The following is a 20,212-nucleotide window of genomic DNA, read 5'->3' as shown; positions in this document are numbered from 1 at the left end:
CGAGGCGCACCCGCCGGACTGATCATCCGGTTCGGCCAGGGGACCGTCATCATCGTTTGTGCATGGAGGAAGGCATGTCGTTCCGACCGCTTCACGATCGCATTCTCGTCCGCCGCGTCGATTCCGAGGAGAAGACCAAAGGCGGCATCATCATTCCCGATACTGCCAAGGAAAAGCCGCAGGAAGGCGAAGTCATCGCCGCCGGCCCCGGCGCGCGCAACGATGCCGGCCAGATCCAGCCGCTCGACGTCAAGGCCGGCGACCGCATCCTGTTCGGCAAATGGTCCGGCACCGAGATCAAAATCGCAGGCGAAGACCTGCTGATCATGAAGGAAAGCGACGTGATGGGCATCATCGAAGCCCAGAGCGAAGGGAAGCAGGCCGCCTGAGGCGGCTGCGCTCGGAGTGAACTAGCTGCCTATGAAGGAGTGAGGACATGGCTGCTAAAGAAGTCAAATTCAGCACCGAAGCCCGCGACAAGATGCTGCGCGGCGTCGACATTCTCGCCGATGCGGTGAAGGTCACGCTCGGCCCCAAGGGCCGCAACGTCGTGATCGACAAGTCCTTCGGCGCGCCGCGCATCACCAAGGACGGCGTTTCGGTCGCCAAGGAAATCGAACTCGAAGACAAGTTCGAGAATATGGGCGCCCAGATGGTCCGCGAAGTCGCTTCGAAGACCAGCGACATCGCCGGCGACGGCACCACGACCGCAACCGTTCTTGCCCAGGCGATCGTTCGCGAAGGCGCCAAGGCCGTTGCTGCCGGCATGAACCCGATGGACCTGAAGCGCGGCATCGACCTTGCTGTCAGCGCCATCGTCGCGGAACTGAAGAACAACGCCCGCAAGATCTCCAACAATTCAGAGATCGCCCAGGTCGGCACGATCTCGGCCAATGGCGACGCCGACATCGGCCATTATCTTGCTCAGGCCATGGAAAAAGTCGGCAATGACGGCGTCATCACCGTCGAAGAAGCCAAGACCGCCGAAACCGAGCTCGAAGTCGTCGAAGGCATGCAGTTCGATCGCGGCTACCTCAGCCCCTACTTCGTCACCAATGCCGACAAGATGCGGACCGAGTTCGAAGATCCCTATATCCTCATCCATGAGAAGAAGATTTCGAACCTGCAGCCGATGCTTCCGGTGCTCGAAGCCGTTGTTCAATCCGCCAAACCGCTCCTGATCATCGCCGAAGACGTTGAAGGCGAAGCGCTCGCAACGCTCGTCGTCAACAAGCTGCGCGGCGGCCTGAAGATCGCTGCCGTCAAGGCGCCTGGTTTCGGCGACCGCCGTAAGGCCATGCTGGAAGACATCGCGATCCTCACCGCCGGCACGGTCATCTCCGAAGACCTCGGCATCAAGCTTGAGAGCGTGACGCTCGACATGCTCGGCAAAGCGAAAAAGATCTCGATCGAGAAGGAAAACACGACCATCGTCGATGGCGCCGGTTCGAAATCCGACATCTCGGGCCGCATCGCCCAGATCAAGGCCCAGATCGAAGAAACCACCTCCGATTACGACCGCGAGAAGCTGCAGGAACGACTTGCCAAGCTAGCCGGCGGCGTTGCCGTCATCCGCGTCGGCGGCTCGACGGAAGTCGAAGTGAAGGAGAAGAAGGATCGCGTCGACGATGCGCTTCATGCGACGCGGGCGGCGGTCGAGGAAGGCATTCTGCCGGGTGGCGGCGTGGCGCTTCTGCGCGCCGTCAAAGCGCTCGGCAATATCAAGACCGCCAATGACGACCAGCGCGTCGGCATCGACATCGTTCGCCGCGCCGTCGAAACGCCGGTTCGCCAGATCGCCGAAAATGCCGGAGCGGAAGGCTCCATCATCGTCGGCAAGCTGCGCGAGAAGAGCGAGTTCTCCTACGGCTGGAACGCCCAGACAGGGGAATATGGCGACCTCTACGCGCAAGGCGTCATCGACCCGGCCAAGGTCGTCCGCACCGCGCTGCAGGATGCCTCCTCCATCGCCGGCCTTCTTGTCACGACCGAAGCCATGGTCGCCGAGAAGCCCAAGAAGGACGCCGCTCCCGCCATGCCCGGCGGCGGCGGCATGGATTTCTAACACAATCGCCGGCCCGCCCGCACCGCCGGACGGGCCTTTTCCGAGGGAATGAAGATGGTTCAAACGATCGTAAGCCGGTCGCAGGTTCCGCTGGATTCCTGCGACCTCGAAACCTGCCAGCGCGTCTTCGACACGATCAGCGCCGATTATCGGGTGGCAAAGGACAGCGACGAGGCCGGACGGATGGCGAGCATCATCATCGAGCTCTACCGGCAGGGCGTGCGCGACCCCAATCACCTGCGCTCGATGGTCGAAGCGGCCCGAGGCCTGTTCGAACCCGTGAAAGGCGACGAATCGAAGGCCTGAGCCTAAAGCGGATCCGCGGCGATATTTCAGCGCCGCGACCACCTGGGCGCGTTTGCCCGAAGAACGGTCATTTCCTCGTGCTGCACTTCGTTCTCGTCGTTCAGCACCGCGCGCCAAAGCCTGTTGCCGAGGCGCAGCGACACCCGCTTCGTGCCTTCGTGTTCCGCAGTGCCGATTTCCACGGAGCTGACGAGGGAGCCATGGCGCATGTGCCGGCGAAGATCGGCCAGCGACAGGCCGAACCGCTGCGCGAGCTCGGATGAATCGAGGATGAAATCCCCGTTCGGATCGCGTTCGATCATCATCGGCTCATTCTCCAATCATTCCGAGATCAGGCCACGGCCGGGATTGGCGCGCTGTCATTCGGCAGCAGCCGCGCCACGGCGCTCAGGAGATCTGTCTGCGATATGAGGCCGAGGATGCGGTAATCGTCATCGACAATGATGACGGCATGCGTGCGCCCGTCGGTCAACACGGGCAGCAGCGACAGGGCCGCATCCGCCGGCCTCGCCACCGCCGGCCTCGATATTGCGCCCGAGATCGTATCGGTGCTCGTCGACAATTCCCGCAGGCCGACGGTGCCGATGAGGCGGCCTTCAGGGTCTTTCACCGGTAGCGTGCGGATATTGTGCTTGAGGAGAAGCTGGCGCGCGGCCTCCGGTCCCGCGGCTTCGCCGACGGCGATCACATCGCGCGACATGATGTCGGCGCAGCTGATCCTCGCATTCGACCGGATCGCCGCCTGCAGCTCGACCTGCTGCAGCAGCCGGCTCAAGTCGGCGCGATCGATATCGAAGGTTTCATCGAGCGCTTCGAGCGCGGCATCGACATCTTCCTCGCGGAAGCCGACCCGCACGGCAGACGGCAGGTCGATTGTCTGGTGCGTATTCTCCGCGGGTTTCGGCACCACATGCGGATAGTTCCGCCGGGAAAGCTTGTGGAACAGCAGGCCGAGGCCAACGAGAATGCAGGAATTCAGGGCGACCGGCACGAAGGGGAAGAGAAAACCCCAGCCGGCGACGACGGGGCCGCCGAGGACGGCAGTCAGCGCCGCCGCGCCTCCCGGCGGATGCAGGCAGCGCGTGAAGGACATCGCGCCGATGGCGAGCGACACGCCCACACCGGTCGCGATGATCGGATCGCCGATAAAGTACGCGGCGATGATGCCCATCATGGCGGAGATGGTGTTGCCGCCGATGATCGACCATGGCTGCGCCAGCGGGCTTGCCGGCACGGCGAAAAGAAGCACGGCCGACGCTCCCATCGGCGCCACGATCAGCGGAAGATGCGGGCCTTGACCAAAGAGATAGCCGCTTATGACGCCGGTAAACCCGATCGCCAGCAAAGCGCCGAGGCAGGCGATCAATCGCTCGCGCAAGGTCGCGCCGGCAAGGATCGGCGAGAACAGGCGGAAGCGACGGAAACGGCTCGGTCCCACCTTCGGGGAAACGGGATACTGCATGACAAGACCAATTGCGTGAGGGATATCGGCGACTGAAGGAGGCGGGCGAGCTAGTTCATTGCCAGCCTGAGATCTCTGCCCTTCGTCGCACCGAGAACTTCGTGGAAGGCATTGAAGGCGCTGGGGCAGTCGCCCTTGCGGTAGACGAGCAGCGTTTCGACAGGGCCGAGCGGATGGGTCTGGACGGCCGTCGGCCAATGCATGAGATCCAGAACGGATTTCGGCATGACGCCGGCCGTATTGCCGGTCGCAACGCTTGCCAGAATGGCGTGGTAGGAGCCGAGTTCGCGGGTCGGCAAGGCGCCGGATTTGCGCGCCCAGCTCTCGGCGATCCTGCGATAGGTGCAGCCGGGCTCCAAAGCCGCGAGCGAAGCGACACGCAGGTCGGCGGCGGATTTGATCGAGGGATGGCCCGACGGCAGGACGATCAGCAGATCCTCGACGAAGACCGGCTCCGTTGCCAGCGTCTTAAGCTCGGCATCGAAATCCTGATCTTCCTCGCGCATCGCCTTGGGCGGCCGGGCAATCAGCGCGCAATCCAGGCCATCTGATATAACGGCGCGGGCGAGATCGCGGGAGGCGCCCATGGTCAGCTGCAGCGACACATCGGGCCACATCTGGTTGAACTGGGTCAGCGCCGCCGGCAGCCTGCTTGCCGCCGTGCTCTCCATCGTGCCGACCCGCAGTGTGCCCGAAGGCGCGAGCGGCCGCACGGCCTGGCGCGCTTCGAGCGCCAGCGCCATCAGCCTGTTGGCATAGGCGAGGAAGGTCTCGCCTTCCCGCGTCAACGTCATCTTCTTGCCGTCACGGCTGAAGAGGGAAGCGCCGAGATCTTCCTCCAACTGCTGGATGCGCGTCGTCACATTCGACGGCACCCGCCCGACGGCCTTGGCGGCTTTCGTAACGCTTCGATCGCTGGCGACGGCGAGGAATATCTCGATCGACGAAAGGTCCAATGAAAATCTCGTTTTCGAAATTATGGGAACGGATAATTCTCTATATAAAAATCATTGCCGCCGCTCAAGTCGTAATGCGATATAAATTGATCGTCTGGGTGAAAGAGGAAACGGCTGCCGAAAAAACGAACGCGACGCCGCGGAAATAGCCATGCGAAGCCGGATATGGCGCTGCGGAACGGCGAATAGAGGGTTTCAGGCTGGCATGGGGTTTGCATCTAATTTTATCTGCAGATCGATCGGCGCCGGCCCATGTTGCACCTTGTCCTGACCTGTCTTCTCCTGAGCGTTGCTTCCGGCTTGAGCATGCGGCGTTTTCTTCTGCCCTATTTTCCGGGCGGCGATCTCGGCGAGAAATCCGCTCCGGTGACGATCGTCGCAAGCGCCGTCTTCCTGGCAGCAATGGCCTTCACCGTTTCCGACCAGGATCTCTGGGCGAAATTCGTCATCCTGATGCTCGGCCTTCTGCTGGCGGCGATGTTCGACGATGCAAGACCCAGGCTGACCATCGCGCTCTCCGCCGTCAGTCTCGCCGCCTATCTCGGGCTGCGCTCGATCGCCTGATAGCCCCTCGGCTTCACCCCGAACGGAATCTCACGGCTCGCCCGCCGGGCATCCTTGTGCAACCGGAAACGTTGTGGTGGTAGCCGTGAAATATTTCAAGCGTTGCGCGATAAAGATTTCAATTAAAGAATGATCTTGAATTATAATTCTCGATTATCGAATATGAAGAGCCGGTGCCGGAGACCGGAGACAAGAAACTCCTTCGATGGGCGACGATCATGCAGAGCGATCCCGCAAGAAAGATCTGGTCGGAATGGTATGCATGGCATCCGGTCCTGCCGATCGACGATACAGTCTTCTGGCTCGAAACCGTCTACCGGCGGGAAAGCCCTGAGGGCGTCTGGCAATATCGCTCCTTCCGCACCGAGTCCGAACGCCGGCAGGCTTCAGCCGACATTCCTCTCTGTCCTGGCGCTTAACTAACCCTGATGAGCGCCTGCGCCGTCAGGATGCGAGCGCGATCGATGGCCTGCGGCCCTCGGCAGCGGCTGTCTGGAAGTGAGAAATTCTCTCGTTCAACACCTCCACCTGATGCCGGAGCCGGTGAATTTCGGCGGTGTTTTCCTCGACCATGGCGGCATTGTGCTGAGTGATGTGCTCGACATCGCGAACCGCGTTGTTCACCTCGTCGATGCCCTTGTATTGCGTGGTCGTGGCAGAGGAGATGACCTGCACCAGCCCGTTGATCGAGGTGAAATGCTCCATGATGGCCGAAAGCGCCTGGCCGGTCTCTTCGACCAGCGTAACGCCGGCGCCGACCTGGGATGCGCTGTTGGAGATCAGATCCTTGATTTCGCGGGCAGCCTTGGCGCAGCGCTGCGCAAGCTCGCGCACTTCCTGGGCGACGACGGCGAAGCCTCGGCCGGCTTCGCCGGCGCGCGCGGCCTCGACGCCGGCGTTGAGCGCAAGCAGATTGGTCTGGAAGGCGATCTCGTCGATGACGCCGATGATGCTGGTGACCTTCTCGGACGAGCGGTTGATGGCGCCCATGGCATCGACGGCCTTGGCGACGACGGCGGCGGAATGTTCCGCCTGGCGGTGGGCTTCGGCGACTGAAAGCGAGGTCTGACGCGCATTCTCGGCCGTCGTACGCACGCTGGCCGTCAGCTCGCCGAGCACCCGCGAGCTTTGTTCGAGGGCGGCCGCCTGCTGCTCCGTGCGGCGGGCGAGATCGTCGGCGGCGCCCGACAGATTGGTGCTGCCCTCGGCGATTTCGTAGGTGGAGTTGCGAACCTCGGCGAGCGTCAGGCGCAAGGCGTCGATGGCGTGATTATAGGTGCGGGCCATGGCGACGTATTCGGCAGCGAGATCCTCGCTCATCTCGGCGGCGAGATTGCCGTTGGCGAGCTTGCCGAGCATGTCGGAGAGCGCGTTCAGAGCCTCGCTCTGTTCCGCCTCGATGCGCGCCTGCTCGGCGGCACGGCGGGCCTGCTCCAGTTCGTCGCGCGCCCTGCTTGCCTCGGCGACCTCTTCCAATCTGGTCTTTTCGAGCGCCTGGTCGCGGAAGACGGTGACCGAGCGGATCATGTCGCCGATCTCGTCGCCGCGCTTGCCGTCGCCGATCGGAACGTTCAGATCGCCGTCGGCAAGGCGCATCATCGTCTGGGTGATGCGCTTCAGCGGTCCGCGCAGCGTTTCGATCAGCATCAGGGCGCCGATGATCGCAAGCACGGTGCCCGCAATCATGGCCGCAAGCGACATCGTGGCCGAGCGCTGGCTGATTTCCTTGCCGCTCTCCTGTGCCGTGCTGACGAATTGTTCGAGCGTGTGACTTGCGGCCGCCACCAGCTCGGTCGCCGCCTCCTTGTTGTTCTGCCACCGGTCCGCGATCGATATCAGCGCCGACGTGCTCTTTTCGATCAGGGCAAGGGAAGGCTCGATCTTCTTGGCAAGATCCTTCAAGGCGGCATTTTTGCCGCTCAGGGGTTCGAGCTTGGCAGCACTTTCACGCAGCGCCTTCAGATCCACCAGAACCGCATCCCGCGATTCCGCATCGACGCGCCTGTTCAGTTCGCTCAAGTGCAGGCGCAGATCGTCGATCGATTTGAAAGCGGTGTTGACGATCGCCACCATCGAGCGAAGCGTCGCGATGCTCGCATCCATGCCGACGAAGCGCTCGATTGCGGTGTCCGCATTGCCGGAGGCAAGTTTTGCGAACTGCTCCTCGAAACGCTGCAGGTCCTGATCGACGGGCGCGTAGCCTTCAAGCGACAGATTGGCGCTGTCCTTCGCCATGGCGGCGAGCTTCTCCAGAACCGGCTTCAGCGAAGCGATCTGGCTTTTTGCCTTATCGGAGCCAAGCGTCTCGCTCTCGCCGACTTCCTTGACGAGCGGCGGCAGAAGGCTGCCGATGGCCTGGGCAAGTTTCTGCGGGTCGGCGGCACCGGCGGTCGCCTTGCGCAATTTCGTGATACGCGCCGCGAGGTTCTTATAGGCCGAGGCATCGAGAAGAAGCGCCCGGACGAAGGCCTCCTTGCCATTGGCCTGATCCTGGAGAACGTCGAGCTGCTTGCGGGCGGTCTGGCTTTCCCTGAAAAGCTGCGCCACCGCCTCGTCGATCGCCTGTTCGGTATTCGCCCGTTCCTGGGACACGGCCCACAGCGTATCGGCGCTGCCCTGCATCTTACCGCCGAGTTCGCGCACGGCGGAGATCTGCTGTTTCTGCGACGGATCGATCAACATGGCATCGAGGGTCGCCGCGCCCTTCTGCTGATCGGCGATGCTGGCGATCAGCCGATCGCGGGTAGCCGATGCCGGCAGATCGGTAAAGGCGGTCAGCGAAGAACGCAGCTGCTGGAAACTGGAAAGCGTATCGATCGTCTGCCGCGTCAGCGTCATCTGGCCATTCAGCGTGCCGGCGGTGAAGTAACCGAAGAGACCGATGCCCGCGATGAGAACGATCAGAGGAACCACGAAGACCAGGACCTTCGTCACGATCCGCATACGCTGCAACAGTCGGTCAATCAATGACATGAAATGGTGGCCCCCGCCCAGGAAATTCGGCTCTCAACTCCAGCGCCCCACCATGCGACAGCACGCCTGCGCGCAATTGACCATCGCCCTCAATTGGCGGTGGCCGCGCCTGAGACCATCACGATAGGCAGAACTCTTAAAAAAATAGTCAATGGTGTCGAGTTTGTTCGCGAGGATGACCGAAGGCATATCTTTTCTGCTTCTTCTGCCTCCGATTTGCTGGCAACCTCGCCTTTTCCTCGACGTCATCCTCGGCCTTGTGCCGAGGACCTGCTTCCCTATCACCGGAAGCAGATGCTCGGGACAAGCCCGAGCATGACGAAAGAGGGCTCTGTCAGCGGCCTTGAAGGCGCATCTCTGCACCCTCGCGCCTCACTCAGCCGATCGCCATCAGGCTTGCATTGCCGCCGGCAGCGGCCGTGTTGATCGAGGTCGATACCTCTTCCAGCAGCCAGTTGAGGCAATAGGCCTCGGGATCGCCCGTCAGCTCCTCCGTCGTCGCAGCCTGGACCAGCAGAAGCGGACCGGGCAGCGCGGCGATCTTCTTGTTGACGGCAAGAACCCTGTCGCGATCGCCCTCGACGAGCGCACCGGAGAACGGCCCGTCCTTTGCCCAATCCGATGTCCAGGAAAGCCGGCTGGCGACGGCCGCCGGCAGATCCGCCAGCACCGATTTCGACAGGGAACCGGCATCCACTGCGACTTGGTTGCCGGTCGAAAGCGCGGCGGCGACCTGGCGATAGAGCCCGCTTTCGGTCTGCGGCACGAGCAGGATGCGGCCGCGGGGATGAAGCGCGTAGAGATTGCGCTCCCCGACCGGACCGGTAAGCTCACGCTCGAGCCCGAGGGCCGAGCGGCTCGCATATCCGCGCGCCGCTTCCCCTTCTGCCGTCAGGCCCTTCTTGTCGAGCCAGACGATGTAGTCGCGAAGGGCGAGATCGGTATGAACCGAATCCTGCTGCGGCGGCACCGGCGCGCGCTGCACGAGACGGCCGATATAGAGCGGACCGCCGGCCTTCGGACCGGTTCCCGACAGGCCGCGCCCGCCGAAAGGCTGGACGCCGACGACGGCGCCGATGATGTTGCGGTTGACGTAGAGGTTGCCGGCCTTGATGCGGCTCGTCACATGGGCGATCGTCTCATCGAGGCGGGTGTGAAGCCCGAAGGTGAGGCCGTAACCCGATGCGTTGATGTCGTCGATCAGACGGTCGAGCCCGTTGCGCTTGAAGCGGACGACGTGCAGGACCGGGCCGAAGACCTCCTGCGTCAGGTCCGACAGCGACTTGATTTCGATGATCGTCGGTGGAACGAAGGTGCCGGCGCCGGCGCTTGCCGGCAGCGGCAGCTGATCCACTTTGCGGCCCGCGCCGCGCATCTTCTCGATATGCTGGTCGATCTCGGCCTTCGCGCCGTCATTGATGACGGGGCCGACATCGATGCTCAGCCGATCGGTGCGGCCGATCGTCAGTTCGCGGAAGGCGCCCTTCAGCATGTTGAGCGTCCGGTCGGCCACATCGTCCTGCAGGCAGAGAACGCGCAGCGCCGAACAGCGCTGGCCGGCGCTGTCGAAAGCCGAGGTGATGACGTCGGCCACCACCTGCTCGGCGAGAGCCGAGGAGTCGACGATCATGCCGTTCTGGCCGCCTGTTTCAGCAATCAGCGGGATCGGCTTTCCGGTGGAAGACAGCCGTTCTGCGAGCTGCGCCTGGATCATCCGGGCGACTTCGGTCGAACCGGTGAACATCACACCTGCTGTCTGCTCGGCACCGACCATGCCGGCGCCGAGACGGCCGCTGCCGGGCACGAACTGCAGGGCGCCGACGGGCACGCCGGCCTCGTGCAGGATCTTCACGCTCTCCGAAGCGATGATCGGCGTGACGCCGGCGGGCTTCGCCAGCACGGGATTGCCGGCCACGAGTGCGGCCGCCACCTGTCCGGTGAAGATCGCCAGCGGGAAATTCCACGGGCTGATGCAGACGATGGGTCCGAGCGGCGCATGAGAGGGGCCGAGGGTCTTGCGCGCCTGTTCGGCGTAATAGCGCAGAAAGTCGATCGCCTCGCGCACTTCGCCGATGGCGTTGGCCGCGGATTTGCCGGCCTCGCGCATGATGATGCCCATCAGCGTCTTGATGCGGGCCTGCATGATGTCCGCGGCCCGTTCCAGGCAAGCCGCACGCTCGGCCGGCGGCACGGCCGCCCATTGCGGCGCATAGTCGGCAGCCATCGCAACGATACGGGCGGCCTCCTCGACCTTCAGCTCGGTGACCGTGCCGACGACATCGCTGTGATCGGCAGGATTGGGGACGTCGCGTGTCACCCCATCGGTAGAGCCGTCGGCGAGGATCGGCAGCGCATGCCACGGGCTCGCGGCCGTGGAGGCGAGCGCCTGCGCCAGATCCGTCAGCGTCGCCTCGTTTGAGAGATCGAGCCCGTCCGAATTGGCGCGGGCATTGCCGTAGAGCGCCTTGGGCGCGGCGATCTGTGCATGCGGCGCGCCGACGACCGGCATCGCCGCGACGGTCTCGGCGGGATCGGCGACCAGCGCCTCGACCAAAACGTTCGGATCGGAGATGCGGTGCACGAAGGAGGAGTTGGCGCCGTTTTCCAGAAGGCGGCGCACCAGATAGGCGAGCAGCGTCTCATGGGTGCCGACAGGCGCGTAGATGCGGCAGGGCCGGTCGAGCTTTTCCTTGCCGACGACTTCGTCATAGAGCGGCTCGCCCATGCCGTGCAGGCACTGGAACTCGTATTTGCCGACCGCAAAATCGGGACCGGCGAGATGATAGATCGTCGCCAGCGTCTGCGCATTGTGGGTGGCGAACTGCGGGAAGACGGCATCGGCGGCGGCAAGCAGCTTGCGGGCGCAGGCGATATAGGCGACGTCGGTGTAGATCTTGCGGGTATAGACGGGATAGTCGTCGAGACCGTCGAGCTGGGCGCGTTTGATCTCCGCATCCCAATAGGCGCCCTTGACGAGACGGACCATCATCCGCCGTCCCGATCGGCGGGCGAGATTGATGATGTAATCGAGCACGAAGGGGCAGCGCTTGCCATAGGCCTGCACGACGAAGCCGAGCCCGTTCCACCCTGCCAGCTCCGGCGCGAAGCAAAGCTCCTCGAGCAGATCGAGCGAAAGCTCCAGCCGATCGGCCTCCTCGGCGTCGATGTTGAGGCCGATGTCATAACCCTTGGCGAGAGCGGCGAGCGCCTTGACCTTCGGCAGCAACTCTCCCATCACCCGGCCGGCCTGCGCCCTGACATAACGGGGGTGCAGCGCCGAAAGCTTGATCGAGATACCGGGACCGTCATAGATGCCGCGCCCGTCGGAAGCCTTGCCGATGGCGTGGATCGCCTTTTCGTAGTCCTTGAAATAACGTTCGGCGTCGGCAGCGGTGGTCGCGGCCTCGCCCAGCATGTCGTAGGAATAGCGGAAACCGCGCGCTTCGAGCGGCCGGGCGCGCTTCAGCGCCTCCTCGATGGTTTCGCCGGTGACGAACTGCTCGCCCATCATGCGCATCGCCATATCGACGCCGCGGCGGATGACCGGCTCGCCGGCGCGCGCAATCAGCCGCGTCAGCGCCGCCGACAGGCTGCGGTCGTTGACCGTCGAGGTCAGCTTGCCGGTGACGACGAGACCCCAGGTGGCGGCGTTGACGAACATGGATTTGCCGCCGCCGATATGGGAGGTCCAGTTGCCTTCGGCGATCTTGTCGCGGATCAGCGCGTCGCGGGTATCGGTATCGGGAATGCGCAGCAGCGCCTCGGCAAGGCACATCAGCGCCACGCCTTCCTGGCTGGAGAGCGAATATTCCTGCACCAGGCCCTCGACGCCGGTTCCCTTGTGCTTGGCGCGCAAGGCTTCGATCAGCGTGCGAGCCGTGCTGCGAATGTCATAACGCTTCGCTTCGGAAACGCGCGCGGCCGCCACGAGCGGCGGCAGGCATTCGGTTTCCGGACGGCGATAGGCTGCCGTAATCGCCCGGCGAAGATCCGATTGCGGCCGGATCGGCGGCGCGAATGCGGCGAACGGCGCGCCGCCGGCAGGTTCTTGAGAGGATGCGGGGTCGATCGCTGCGTTCAACATGGGAGTCCCTGATCGGTGAATGTTTCGTCTAACGGATAAATGGAACACCGGGCTCGTCGTCCCAGGTGCCATCATCCGTAAAAATCGGGCCGGAATATTCCGTCTCGCGAAGCGGGCGCGCATTGGGCTTGTCGCGCTTGAGGGTGAATGCGGCTGCGACCGCTCTTATCGCCACCGGCCGATAGTGAGCGAGCAGATCCGGTTTTTGATCGCCATCCGCTTTTCTCTCATGCATCCATGATCTCCCTTTTCAAGCGTCGTAGCCACCGATTTCGGCAATGCCCCGAGCGGCTGCGCCCTTCCTCCCATTGCCGATGCATAATCTACCACAGTCGTGAATCGCGATCTCACTTGATTTCAACCGTTTTCAAGCTGTATGAACTTATAAACAGAGCATCGAGAGTTCAAATGGCCATGGAAACCGACATCTTTAGTGAATTGGACCAGTTCGACAGAAAGATCCTCGCCGCGCTCGCCGAGGACGGCAGGCTGTCGATCACCGATCTCGCCGCGCGCGTCGGGCTTTCGAAGACGCCATGCCAGATCCGCTTCAAGCGCCTGATCAGCGACGGCTACATCGAAGGCTTCAAGGCCGTCCTCAATCCGTCGAAAATGCACCTCGACCACATCGCCTTCGTCGAGGTGAAGCTTTCCGACACCCGCGAGGATGCGCTGAAAAGTTTCAACGAGGCCATCAAGAAGATCAGGGAAGTCGAAGAGTGCCACATGATCGCCGGCCGGTTCGACTATCTCCTGAAGATCCGCACCCGCGACATCGGCCGCTACCGCCGCGTGCTGGGCGAGCGCATCTCGACGCTGCCCCATGTTGCCAACACCTCGACCAACGTCGCGATGGAGACGATCAAGGAAGGCTGGGACAAGTTCGGGTCTAGTCTTTCGTGATCATGTCTGTGGATGCTTGTGACCACCTGGCGATGAGCAAAAACACACACATGCGCGAACCTTGCTGACAATGAGCGCATGAGGATCGCTCCACGATGACAAGTCGCGGGGCCACTTTGCTACCCTTGCCCGTGTTGCTGCGTTGGATTTTGAAATTCAAACGACCTTGTTCTATCGAGAAGCTTTTCGCGAATTCGTTGCAGTGCGGCTGCCAACTAACCTTTCGCGGGAGTAGATCATGTTGAAAGCTACCCAAGACGAAATCGAGGAAATTCGGGAATACTTTGAATGGCAGGCGCCCGATCTCGAAGTGACTTTTATGCAAAAAGTCTACTTAGAGGCAGTCCTCAACGCCCGCCACGACGTATGGGATATCCACACCGATAAGGATCGCTGGTGGGTTATTACGGGCGGTACAAATCTCTACTCCCAGGAGCAATTCCCAAATATGGACCTTGCTCTAACGTTCCATATCGGTCTGATGCTCCGCATCCCACGCACGGAAGAACAACAGGAAGACGATATCCGCATCCTTCCGTTCGGCCCCGTGTTTGAGAAAATGGAAGAAGCCAGTACCGCCATAACGCAGGCGCACAGACTCCCGGACTACCAAGCTGTCGGCGTCCGTTGTCGCGAGGCGCTGCTCGAACTAATCGGCGTAGCGCAGGATGCGGCAATGTGGAAGACTGAGGCGCCACCGCAGCGGGCCAACTTCCGTGCATGGATAGAAATCATCTGCAACGATCTCCTGCCAAGCGACACCAACAAAGAGCGTCGTGGGGTCATCAAGGGGGCGCTTGAGTCCGCTTGGACGTTTTCGAACTGGCTGACGCATTCGAAGTCGGCGACCTGGATTGATGCCGACATGGCATCGTCGTTGATGCAGCATGCCATCGGCATGGCGACCTCGTTGATTGTTCGCGAGTTGCGCGGGGTGCCAGAGGAATGCCCAAAATGCCGCTCACCGCATCTCGAGCCTCAGCAGGGCGAGAATACAGCAGCCCCCGGCGTGCTCTGGGAACGGCCGCACTGCGCAGACTGCGGCTGGACCGGGAGAGCTGTTCCAATCATCGACTTCGAGGATGGGCGGCCCATCATCAGTCGCGAAGGCGAAGATTCCGACGAGCACAGCATTATGACGGTTCCTCTGCGCACCATTCTCAAGCCCGGAGATCCACAGATCAAGCCGTTGAGGCAAACCGAGACCGGGCGTCCAGAGGCGATCGTTTACTTCGCTTATGGGTCCAACATGTCGACAGCCCGGCTGCGTGAACGCATGCCAAGTTGCAAGGCGCTCGGCACCGCTAGCCTACCGGGTCATAGCCTTCGGTTCCATAAGCGCAGCGTGGATGGGTCCGGAAAGTGCAACGCATTTGCCAGTGGCGACGACGATAGCGTAATCGGAGTCCTGTTTGGCTTCGATCTTACCGAACGTGCCGCATTGGATAAGGCAGAAGGCGTAGGTAACGGCTACGAGCACGCGATGGTGACGGTTATCAATGACAAAGGCCGCAGACGAAAAGTCCTTACCTACATCGCCACCCCCGGCTACACCGATGATAGCCTCAAGCCTTATGGGTGGTACAAAGACCTCGTCTTGGCAGGAGCCATGGAGCACAGCCTGCCAGCGGAATACATCGATGTACATATTCTGTCGGTTGAGGCGACTGAGGATCCCGACAAAACGCGGGACAAGAAGCAGCGCGCCATCCTCGGAAATTCCAGGCGATGAGACTGGCGTCGGTTGAAATGTCGGTCCAGACTGCGGATCCGATGTCCGCGTTTAGCGCATTGATACAGCTACAATTCACAGCGACTACGACGTCCGATGCCGACCGGCTACGATTGCTGAAAGCAGACAAATATTCGGCGGTGGAACTGCAAATGAGGATCAGATGGATCACGCCAACAGCCCGCAAGTATCGGCGAATGAACAGCGCGAAACGCGCCGGCTGCAATATCTTCCCTGGGAACGCATCGCGGCGGATCTCGATCATCCCGCTCATCTCGCCCGCAAGGCAGCGCTTCGGCGAGCGTGCGCCGCCGAGCTGGCCGAGACGTCCTACATCGCCGAAGAGGCCGCGATCTTCACCGAGAGCCTGGTGATGGGCGAGCGGTCGTGGATTGCCGGGCATGCGCTCGTTCGGGGCGATGTGATCCTCGGCGACGATTGCTCGATCAATCCCTATGCCTGCGTTTCCGGCAAGGTGACGTGCGGCAATGGGGTCAGGATTGCCTCGCATGCCTCGATCGTCGGCTTCAATCATGGATTCGACGATCCCGATCGGCCCATCCATCGCCAGGGCGTCGTCAGCATCGGCATTGTCATCGGCGACGACGTCTGGATCGGCGCCAATTGCGTGATCCTCGACGGCGTCACGATCGGCAATGGCGTGGTGATTGCCGCCGGAGCGGTGGTCACGCAGGACATTCCTGCGCTTGCGATTGCCGGTGGCGTGCCGGCAAAGGTGCTGCGGAGCCGGGGCGCACCGGCCAGGAAATCAAGTGTAGGCGATATCGAGGATCAATTAGGCAGGCTCGGGCAGAAGGCGAAGGAGCAATGGCCTGATATCCTTGCCCGCTGGAAAACCCCTGAGGGTTATGAATCACTGGAAGCGGACGGGATCAGGCGGCCGGCGATTCGGCATCTCTGCGACGCCATTGAGATCGCGGCCGGCTTCGGGCATCTGCCGCCCGGGCTCGATCCGTCGCAGACTGTCGAGCGTCTCCAAGGTCTTCAGGATCGGGAGACGGGCCTCTTTCCGGAAAAGCATTCGCCTGTGCATGGCCGGACGTTGAGAGAAGATTCGAAAGCGCTCTACAATGTGCTTTCGGTCGGCTATGCGCTTGAATTGCTCGGCTCCGGGCCACGGCACCCGATCCAGGCGGTTCAGATCGATGCTCCGGAGCTGGAGCAATCGCTGGGCGGCCTGCCCTGGTCGAGCCGGGCGTGGCATGCCGGCAGCGTCGTCGATACCATTGGAACCGCGATGTATTTCAACGCCCGGTATTTCGGCATCAAAGGGCCGCGGCAGGCACTCTTCGAGTGGCTGAGCCGCAATGCCAACAGCGTTTCCGGCCTCTGGGGCGAGCCAACGGCGCTGGAGGGATGGCTCCAGCCGGTGAACGGTTTTTATCGCCTGACGCGCGGCACCTACGCGCAGTTCGGGATGCCGCTTCCGCACCCGCATGCCGCGATCGAGACGGTTCATCTGAATTATCGCAACCATAAAGGCTTCGTTGCCGAGAAATACAATGCCTGCAACCTGCTCGACACGATCCATCCGCTGCTGCTGATCGGGCGGCAGACCGATTACCGCCGGACCGATGGCGAGGCGATCGCCCGCAGCCTGATCTCCAGGGCGCTCGACAGATGGCGGGATGGCGAGGGTTTCCCATTCGCCGATGGTGGCGAGCCGAGCCTGCAGGGGACGGAAATGTGGCTTTCGGTCATTCATCTGGCGGCCGATTTCCTTGGCCTAGCGGATCGGTTCGCATTCGTCCCCAAGGGCGTTCATCGAACGGCGACACCCGGCCTCGGCCTCTGATCAACCGTGCAGCGATGCCGTCAGCCAGGCGGCGGCGAGATCGCGCGCATGGCTGCGCTTGGCCTTGATTGGCACGATCACGTTGTAGCGGCCTTCGGCGGCAAGCTCGGTTTGCGAGGCGGGCACCAGGGTTCCGTCCTCCAGGAAGGTGCCGATCAGCATGCGCCAGCCAAGGGCAATCCCCTGCCCGGCGCGCGCGGCCGCGATGCTTTCGGTGTAATGGTTGAAGCGAAGCGACGGCTTGATCTCGATATTGCCGCCGGTCAGCGACACCCATTGCGCCCAGCCGTACCAGGAACGATCGAGCACATCCGTTTCGATGAATTCGTCGGCGGAGCCGAGCGGGCCATTTCCCCGGCGCCTGAGGTGATCGGGAGAGCAGACGGGGCAGACGACGTCGCCGCGCGAGGCAATGACGGTGCCATCGCTGAAGGGCGGCACGCCGTATCGGATCGCCACGTCGATCTCTCCGTCGTCAAGCGTGATCGGGTTATCCTGGGATATCACCCGCACCAGAATGCCGGGATTGGCCCGGCGGAATTCGGCGAGCCGCGGCAGCAGCCAGAAGGAGGAGAAGGCGACGGTCGAGCCGATCGTCACCACATCCTGGCTGCGCGACTGGATCGCTTCCACGCTTTCCGCGATATCGGCAAAGCTCTTCGCCAGCGTCGCGCCGAGGCTGACGCAGGCCGGCGTCGGCTCGATCGCCCGGTGCTTGCGCAGGAAGAGCGGCTGGCCGAGTTCCTCTTCCAAAGCGGCGATCTGCCGGCTGACGGCTGCCTGGGTAACGCCGAGTTCGCTCGCCGCCGTGGTGAAACTCTTCCTGCGCAGCACTGCTTCCAGCGTCACCAGCGCCGTCAGCGACGGGAGCCGTCTTCGAAATTGCATCACAAGACTCCTATTCGCATGATAAAAACTTATGCGAAGCTAATTTTTTATGCCGTTGAAAGGCCGACGCTGCAAGAGCAATCTAGGGAAACTCTCACATAAGAGGTTCTCATGCTAAACAGGCTTCCTTCTTCCATTTCGGCGCTTCTCGACTCCCGCGCGGAAGGCCATTCGCTGCCGGCCGGCCTCTACATTAGAGAAGACGTGTTCGAAGCGGATATCGATGTGTTCTTCCACAAGCACTGGATCTGCGTCGGCCTCGACTGCGATGTTCCGGAGCCCGGCGACGCCACCGTCGTCGACATCGGCAAGACGAGCCTGATCCTGCTGCGCGACGACGACGGCGAAATCCGCGTGCTGCACAATGTCTGCCGCCATCGCGGCTCGCGTCTTCTCAACCCGGGCAAGACGATCGTTTCGAAGCTCGTCTGTCCCTATCACACCTGGACCTATGAGCTGACGGGCGAGCTGAGCTATGCGCCGCACATGGGCAAGGATTTCGACAAGGACTGTCACGGTCTGAAGCCGGTTACCTTCAAATCGATCGGCGGCCTGATCTATGTCTGCCTGTCCGACAATCCGCCCGAGGACATTGCCGGCCTCGAACAGGCGATGGTCGAGCGTCTCGCGCCCTACGACATTCGCAACGCCAAGATCGCCCACCAGACCGACGTCATCGAAGACGGCAACTGGAAGCTGACGATGGAGAACAACCGCGAGTGCTACCATTGCTCCGCGAACCATCCCGAGCTCTGCGTCTCCTTCGTCGATCTCGATTTCGGTTTCGACCCTGAAACGCTGAGCCCGGAGGATCGCGAACAGGCCCAGGAGCATTTCCGGCTGTACGACGAACGCACCCAGGCATGGGAAGCCGATGGCTACCCCTCGGCCGCCATCGAGCAGCTCACCGACTGCGCCACGAACTTCCGCACGCAGCGGCTGATCATATCGGGCGCCGGCGAATCCCAGACGCATGATGCCACCGCCGCCTCTTCCAAGCTGCTCGGGCAGATGACCCGCAAGGATCTCGGCGACACGCATCTCTGGGGCCATAACAGCTGGAACCATTTCATGGGCGACCATGCGGTCGTCGCCACCGTCATCCCGCTCTCGGCCGGCAAGACGCTGGTCCGCACCAAGTGGCTGGTGCACAAGGACGCCGTCGAAGGGGTCGATTATGACCTCGACAAGCTGACGGATGTCTGGGTCGCAACGACGGATCAGGACGCCGACCTCGTCGCTCGTTCCCATGCCGGCGCCCTCGATCCCGCTTATCAGCCGGGTCCCTATTCCCGCTTCTCCGAGACGAACCTCGACAAGTTCGCCACCTGGTACATCGACCGGATGCGCGCTCATGGATACTAGAACCCAGCAAGCGCCGCTCGCAAAGGCAACCCGTCACGACGTCTGGAATCCCGAGGCAGACGAGGCGCTCGTCTGCCTCGACGTCCAGCAGGAAACCCATGACGTCAAGACCTTCACCTTCGCGTCTCCTGACGGGAAGCGGTTCGCCTTCAAGGCCGGCCAGTATTTTCTGTTCGATCTGGAGCATAACGGCGAGCCTGAGAGCCGATGCTACAGCATCTCCTCTTCGCCGCACCGCACGAACGCCTTCTCCGTCACGGTGAAGCGCGTTCCCGGCGGCAAGATCTCCAACTGGCTTCACGACACGCTGGTGCCGGGAGCATCGGTCAAGGCGAACGGCCCGCTCGGCCATTTCGTCCGCTCCGAGGCGACGAAGCCGAAGCTTCTGCTGCTCTCCGGCGGCTCCGGCATCACACCGGTCATGTCGATTCTGCGTGAACTCGCCGACAGCTGCGAGCCGGCCGACGTCGTCTTCCTGCATGCCGCGCGCACGCCGCTGGATCTGATCTTCCGCGACGAACTTGCCTGCATCGCCCGCAAGCTGAAAGGGCTGCGGCTGCATTTCCTGCCGGAAACGGTTGCGGGCGAACCGTCCTGGTCCGGTCTCACCGGCCGCATTTCGGCGGATTATTTCAGGCTCGCGGTTCCCGATATAGCCGAGCGCACGGTGATGTGCTGCGGCCCGGCTCCGTTCATGGCGGCGGCGCGCGGCATCGCCGCCGAACTCGGCGTTCCCGCTACGCATTATCTCGAGGAAAGCTTCGACGCCGCCGTCATCGACGAGCCTGAAATCCCCGCGATCCAGGAGGCGGCCGCCAAGGTCTTCCAGGTCAGCTTCTCCAAGCAGGCGCGCAACATCGAGGTCACAGGCGACCAGAGCGTGCTCTCCTGCGCGAAGAAGGCTGGCATCAGGATACCATCCTCCTGCGCCAACGGCGTTTGCGGCACCTGCAAGTCGAAGCTCACCTCGGGCACGGTCGACATGAACCACAATGGCGGCATCCGCCAGCGGGAAATCGACGCCGGCTTCTTCCTGCCCTGCTGCTCGAAGCCGCTCAGCGATCTCGTCATCGAACGCTGAGCGACACCGCATCAATC

17 protein-coding genes are annotated in these 20,212 nt (G+C 62.4%); 10 read left to right on the top strand and 7 right to left on the bottom strand.

Annotated elements, in window-relative coordinates; genetic code table 11:
* Positions 1–74 precede the first annotated feature (74 nt).
* From ATY76_RS15605 to ATY76_RS15595, 3 genes are read left to right on the top strand one after another with little or no spacing between them, the layout of a single operon-like run.
* A complete protein-coding gene (locus ATY76_RS15605; protein ID WP_088675642.1) occupies positions 75–389 on the top strand; it encodes a co-chaperone GroES in 315 nt (104 codons plus the stop codon).
* A 47-nt stretch (positions 390–436) separates the two neighbouring features.
* The gene (groL, locus tag ATY76_RS15600) at positions 437–2,065 is read left to right on the top strand and encodes a chaperonin GroEL (RefSeq protein WP_088675641.1); all 1,629 of its coding nucleotides are present in this window, start codon (positions 437–439) and stop codon (positions 2,063–2,065) included.
* Between the two features lie 54 nt (positions 2,066–2,119).
* Complete coding sequence (locus tag ATY76_RS15595) at positions 2,120–2,371, top strand: hypothetical protein (RefSeq protein WP_088676063.1); 252 nt, start codon at positions 2,120–2,122, stop codon at positions 2,369–2,371.
* A gap of 26 nt (positions 2,372–2,397) precedes the next feature.
* Here ATY76_RS15595 and ATY76_RS15590 read toward each other — a convergent pair whose 3' ends face one another.
* From ATY76_RS15590 to ATY76_RS15580, 3 genes are read right to left on the bottom strand one after another with little or no spacing between them, the layout of a single operon-like run.
* The gene (locus tag ATY76_RS15590; protein ID WP_088675640.1) at positions 2,398–2,676 is read right to left on the bottom strand and encodes a DUF6522 family protein; all 279 of its coding nucleotides are present in this window, start codon (positions 2,674–2,676) and stop codon (positions 2,398–2,400) included.
* A gap of 26 nt (positions 2,677–2,702) precedes the next feature.
* Positions 2,703–3,833: an HPP family protein gene (locus ATY76_RS15585; RefSeq protein ID WP_088675639.1), complete on the bottom strand. Its 1,131-nt coding sequence runs from the start codon at positions 3,831–3,833 to the stop codon at positions 2,703–2,705.
* Between the two features lie 50 nt (positions 3,834–3,883).
* Positions 3,884–4,789 carry a LysR family transcriptional regulator gene (locus ATY76_RS15580; RefSeq protein ID WP_088675638.1) on the bottom strand — a complete coding sequence of 302 codons (906 nt, stop codon included), beginning with the start codon at positions 4,787–4,789 and terminating at the stop codon, positions 3,884–3,886.
* A gap of 252 nt (positions 4,790–5,041) precedes the next feature.
* Between ATY76_RS15580 and ATY76_RS15575 the strand changes: the two genes are divergently transcribed.
* Both ATY76_RS15575 and ATY76_RS15570 read left to right on the top strand, forming a co-directional pair.
* Complete coding sequence (locus ATY76_RS15575) at positions 5,042–5,353, top strand: hypothetical protein (RefSeq protein WP_088675637.1); 312 nt, start codon at positions 5,042–5,044, stop codon at positions 5,351–5,353.
* A gap of 218 nt (positions 5,354–5,571) precedes the next feature.
* Complete coding sequence (locus tag ATY76_RS15570; protein ID WP_088676062.1) at positions 5,572–5,772, top strand: hypothetical protein; 201 nt, start codon at positions 5,572–5,574, stop codon at positions 5,770–5,772.
* Positions 5,773–5,797: 25 nt separating this feature from the next.
* Here ATY76_RS15570 and ATY76_RS15565 read toward each other — a convergent pair whose 3' ends face one another.
* The 3 genes from ATY76_RS15565 to ATY76_RS15555 form a co-directional block, all read right to left on the bottom strand.
* Positions 5,798–8,326 (bottom strand): methyl-accepting chemotaxis protein, encoded by a 2,529-nt coding sequence (locus ATY76_RS15565; protein ID WP_088675636.1) that lies wholly within the window; start codon positions 8,324–8,326, stop codon positions 5,798–5,800.
* Between the two features lie 376 nt (positions 8,327–8,702).
* Complete coding sequence (gene putA, locus ATY76_RS15560; RefSeq protein WP_088675635.1) at positions 8,703–12,410, bottom strand: trifunctional transcriptional regulator/proline dehydrogenase/L-glutamate gamma-semialdehyde dehydrogenase; 3,708 nt, start codon at positions 12,408–12,410, stop codon at positions 8,703–8,705.
* A gap of 28 nt (positions 12,411–12,438) precedes the next feature.
* On the bottom strand, positions 12,439–12,645 hold the full coding sequence (locus ATY76_RS15555; RefSeq protein WP_088675634.1) for a hypothetical protein: 207 nt from the start codon (positions 12,643–12,645) through the stop codon (positions 12,439–12,441).
* Positions 12,646–12,818: 173 nt separating this feature from the next.
* Between ATY76_RS15555 and ATY76_RS15550 the strand changes: the two genes are divergently transcribed.
* The 3 genes from ATY76_RS15550 to ATY76_RS15540 all read left to right on the top strand — a co-directional run bounded on the left by ATY76_RS15550 (position 12,819) and on the right by ATY76_RS15540 (position 16,861).
* Positions 12,819–13,313, top strand: coding sequence for an Lrp/AsnC ligand binding domain-containing protein (locus ATY76_RS15550; protein ID WP_088675633.1), 495 nt, complete (start codon positions 12,819–12,821; stop codon positions 13,311–13,313).
* A gap of 238 nt (positions 13,314–13,551) precedes the next feature.
* Complete coding sequence (locus ATY76_RS15545) at positions 13,552–15,045, top strand: gamma-glutamylcyclotransferase family protein (RefSeq protein ID WP_088675632.1); 1,494 nt, start codon at positions 13,552–13,554, stop codon at positions 15,043–15,045.
* 163 nt (positions 15,046–15,208) lie between these two features.
* Positions 15,209–16,861: an acyltransferase gene (locus ATY76_RS15540; protein WP_088675631.1), complete on the top strand. Its 1,653-nt coding sequence runs from the start codon at positions 15,209–15,211 to the stop codon at positions 16,859–16,861.
* Here ATY76_RS15540 and ATY76_RS15535 read toward each other — a convergent pair whose 3' ends face one another.
* The gene (locus tag ATY76_RS15535) at positions 16,862–17,749 is read right to left on the bottom strand and encodes a LysR substrate-binding domain-containing protein (RefSeq protein ID WP_088675630.1); all 888 of its coding nucleotides are present in this window, start codon (positions 17,747–17,749) and stop codon (positions 16,862–16,864) included.
* 111 nt (positions 17,750–17,860) lie between these two features.
* Here ATY76_RS15535 and ATY76_RS15530 point away from each other — a divergent pair, with 111 nt between their 5' ends.
* Both ATY76_RS15530 and ATY76_RS15525 read left to right on the top strand, forming a co-directional pair.
* Complete coding sequence (locus ATY76_RS15530) at positions 17,861–19,114, top strand: aromatic ring-hydroxylating dioxygenase subunit alpha (RefSeq protein ID WP_088675629.1); 1,254 nt, start codon at positions 17,861–17,863, stop codon at positions 19,112–19,114.
* Entirely contained in the window at positions 19,104–20,195 is a 1,092-nt protein-coding gene (locus ATY76_RS15525; protein WP_088675628.1) for a hybrid-cluster NAD(P)-dependent oxidoreductase, read from the top strand. The genes ATY76_RS15530 and ATY76_RS15525 overlap by 11 nt, the downstream gene beginning before the upstream one ends.
* Positions 20,196–20,212 lie beyond the last annotated feature (17 nt).

The organism is Rhizobium sp. R339 (assembly GCF_002211395.1).
Taxonomy (GTDB): Bacteria; Pseudomonadota; Alphaproteobacteria; order Rhizobiales; family Rhizobiaceae; genus Rhizobium.
Note: the sequence above shows the minus strand (reverse complement) of the source record. Positions and strands in the feature narration are given on the sequence as shown.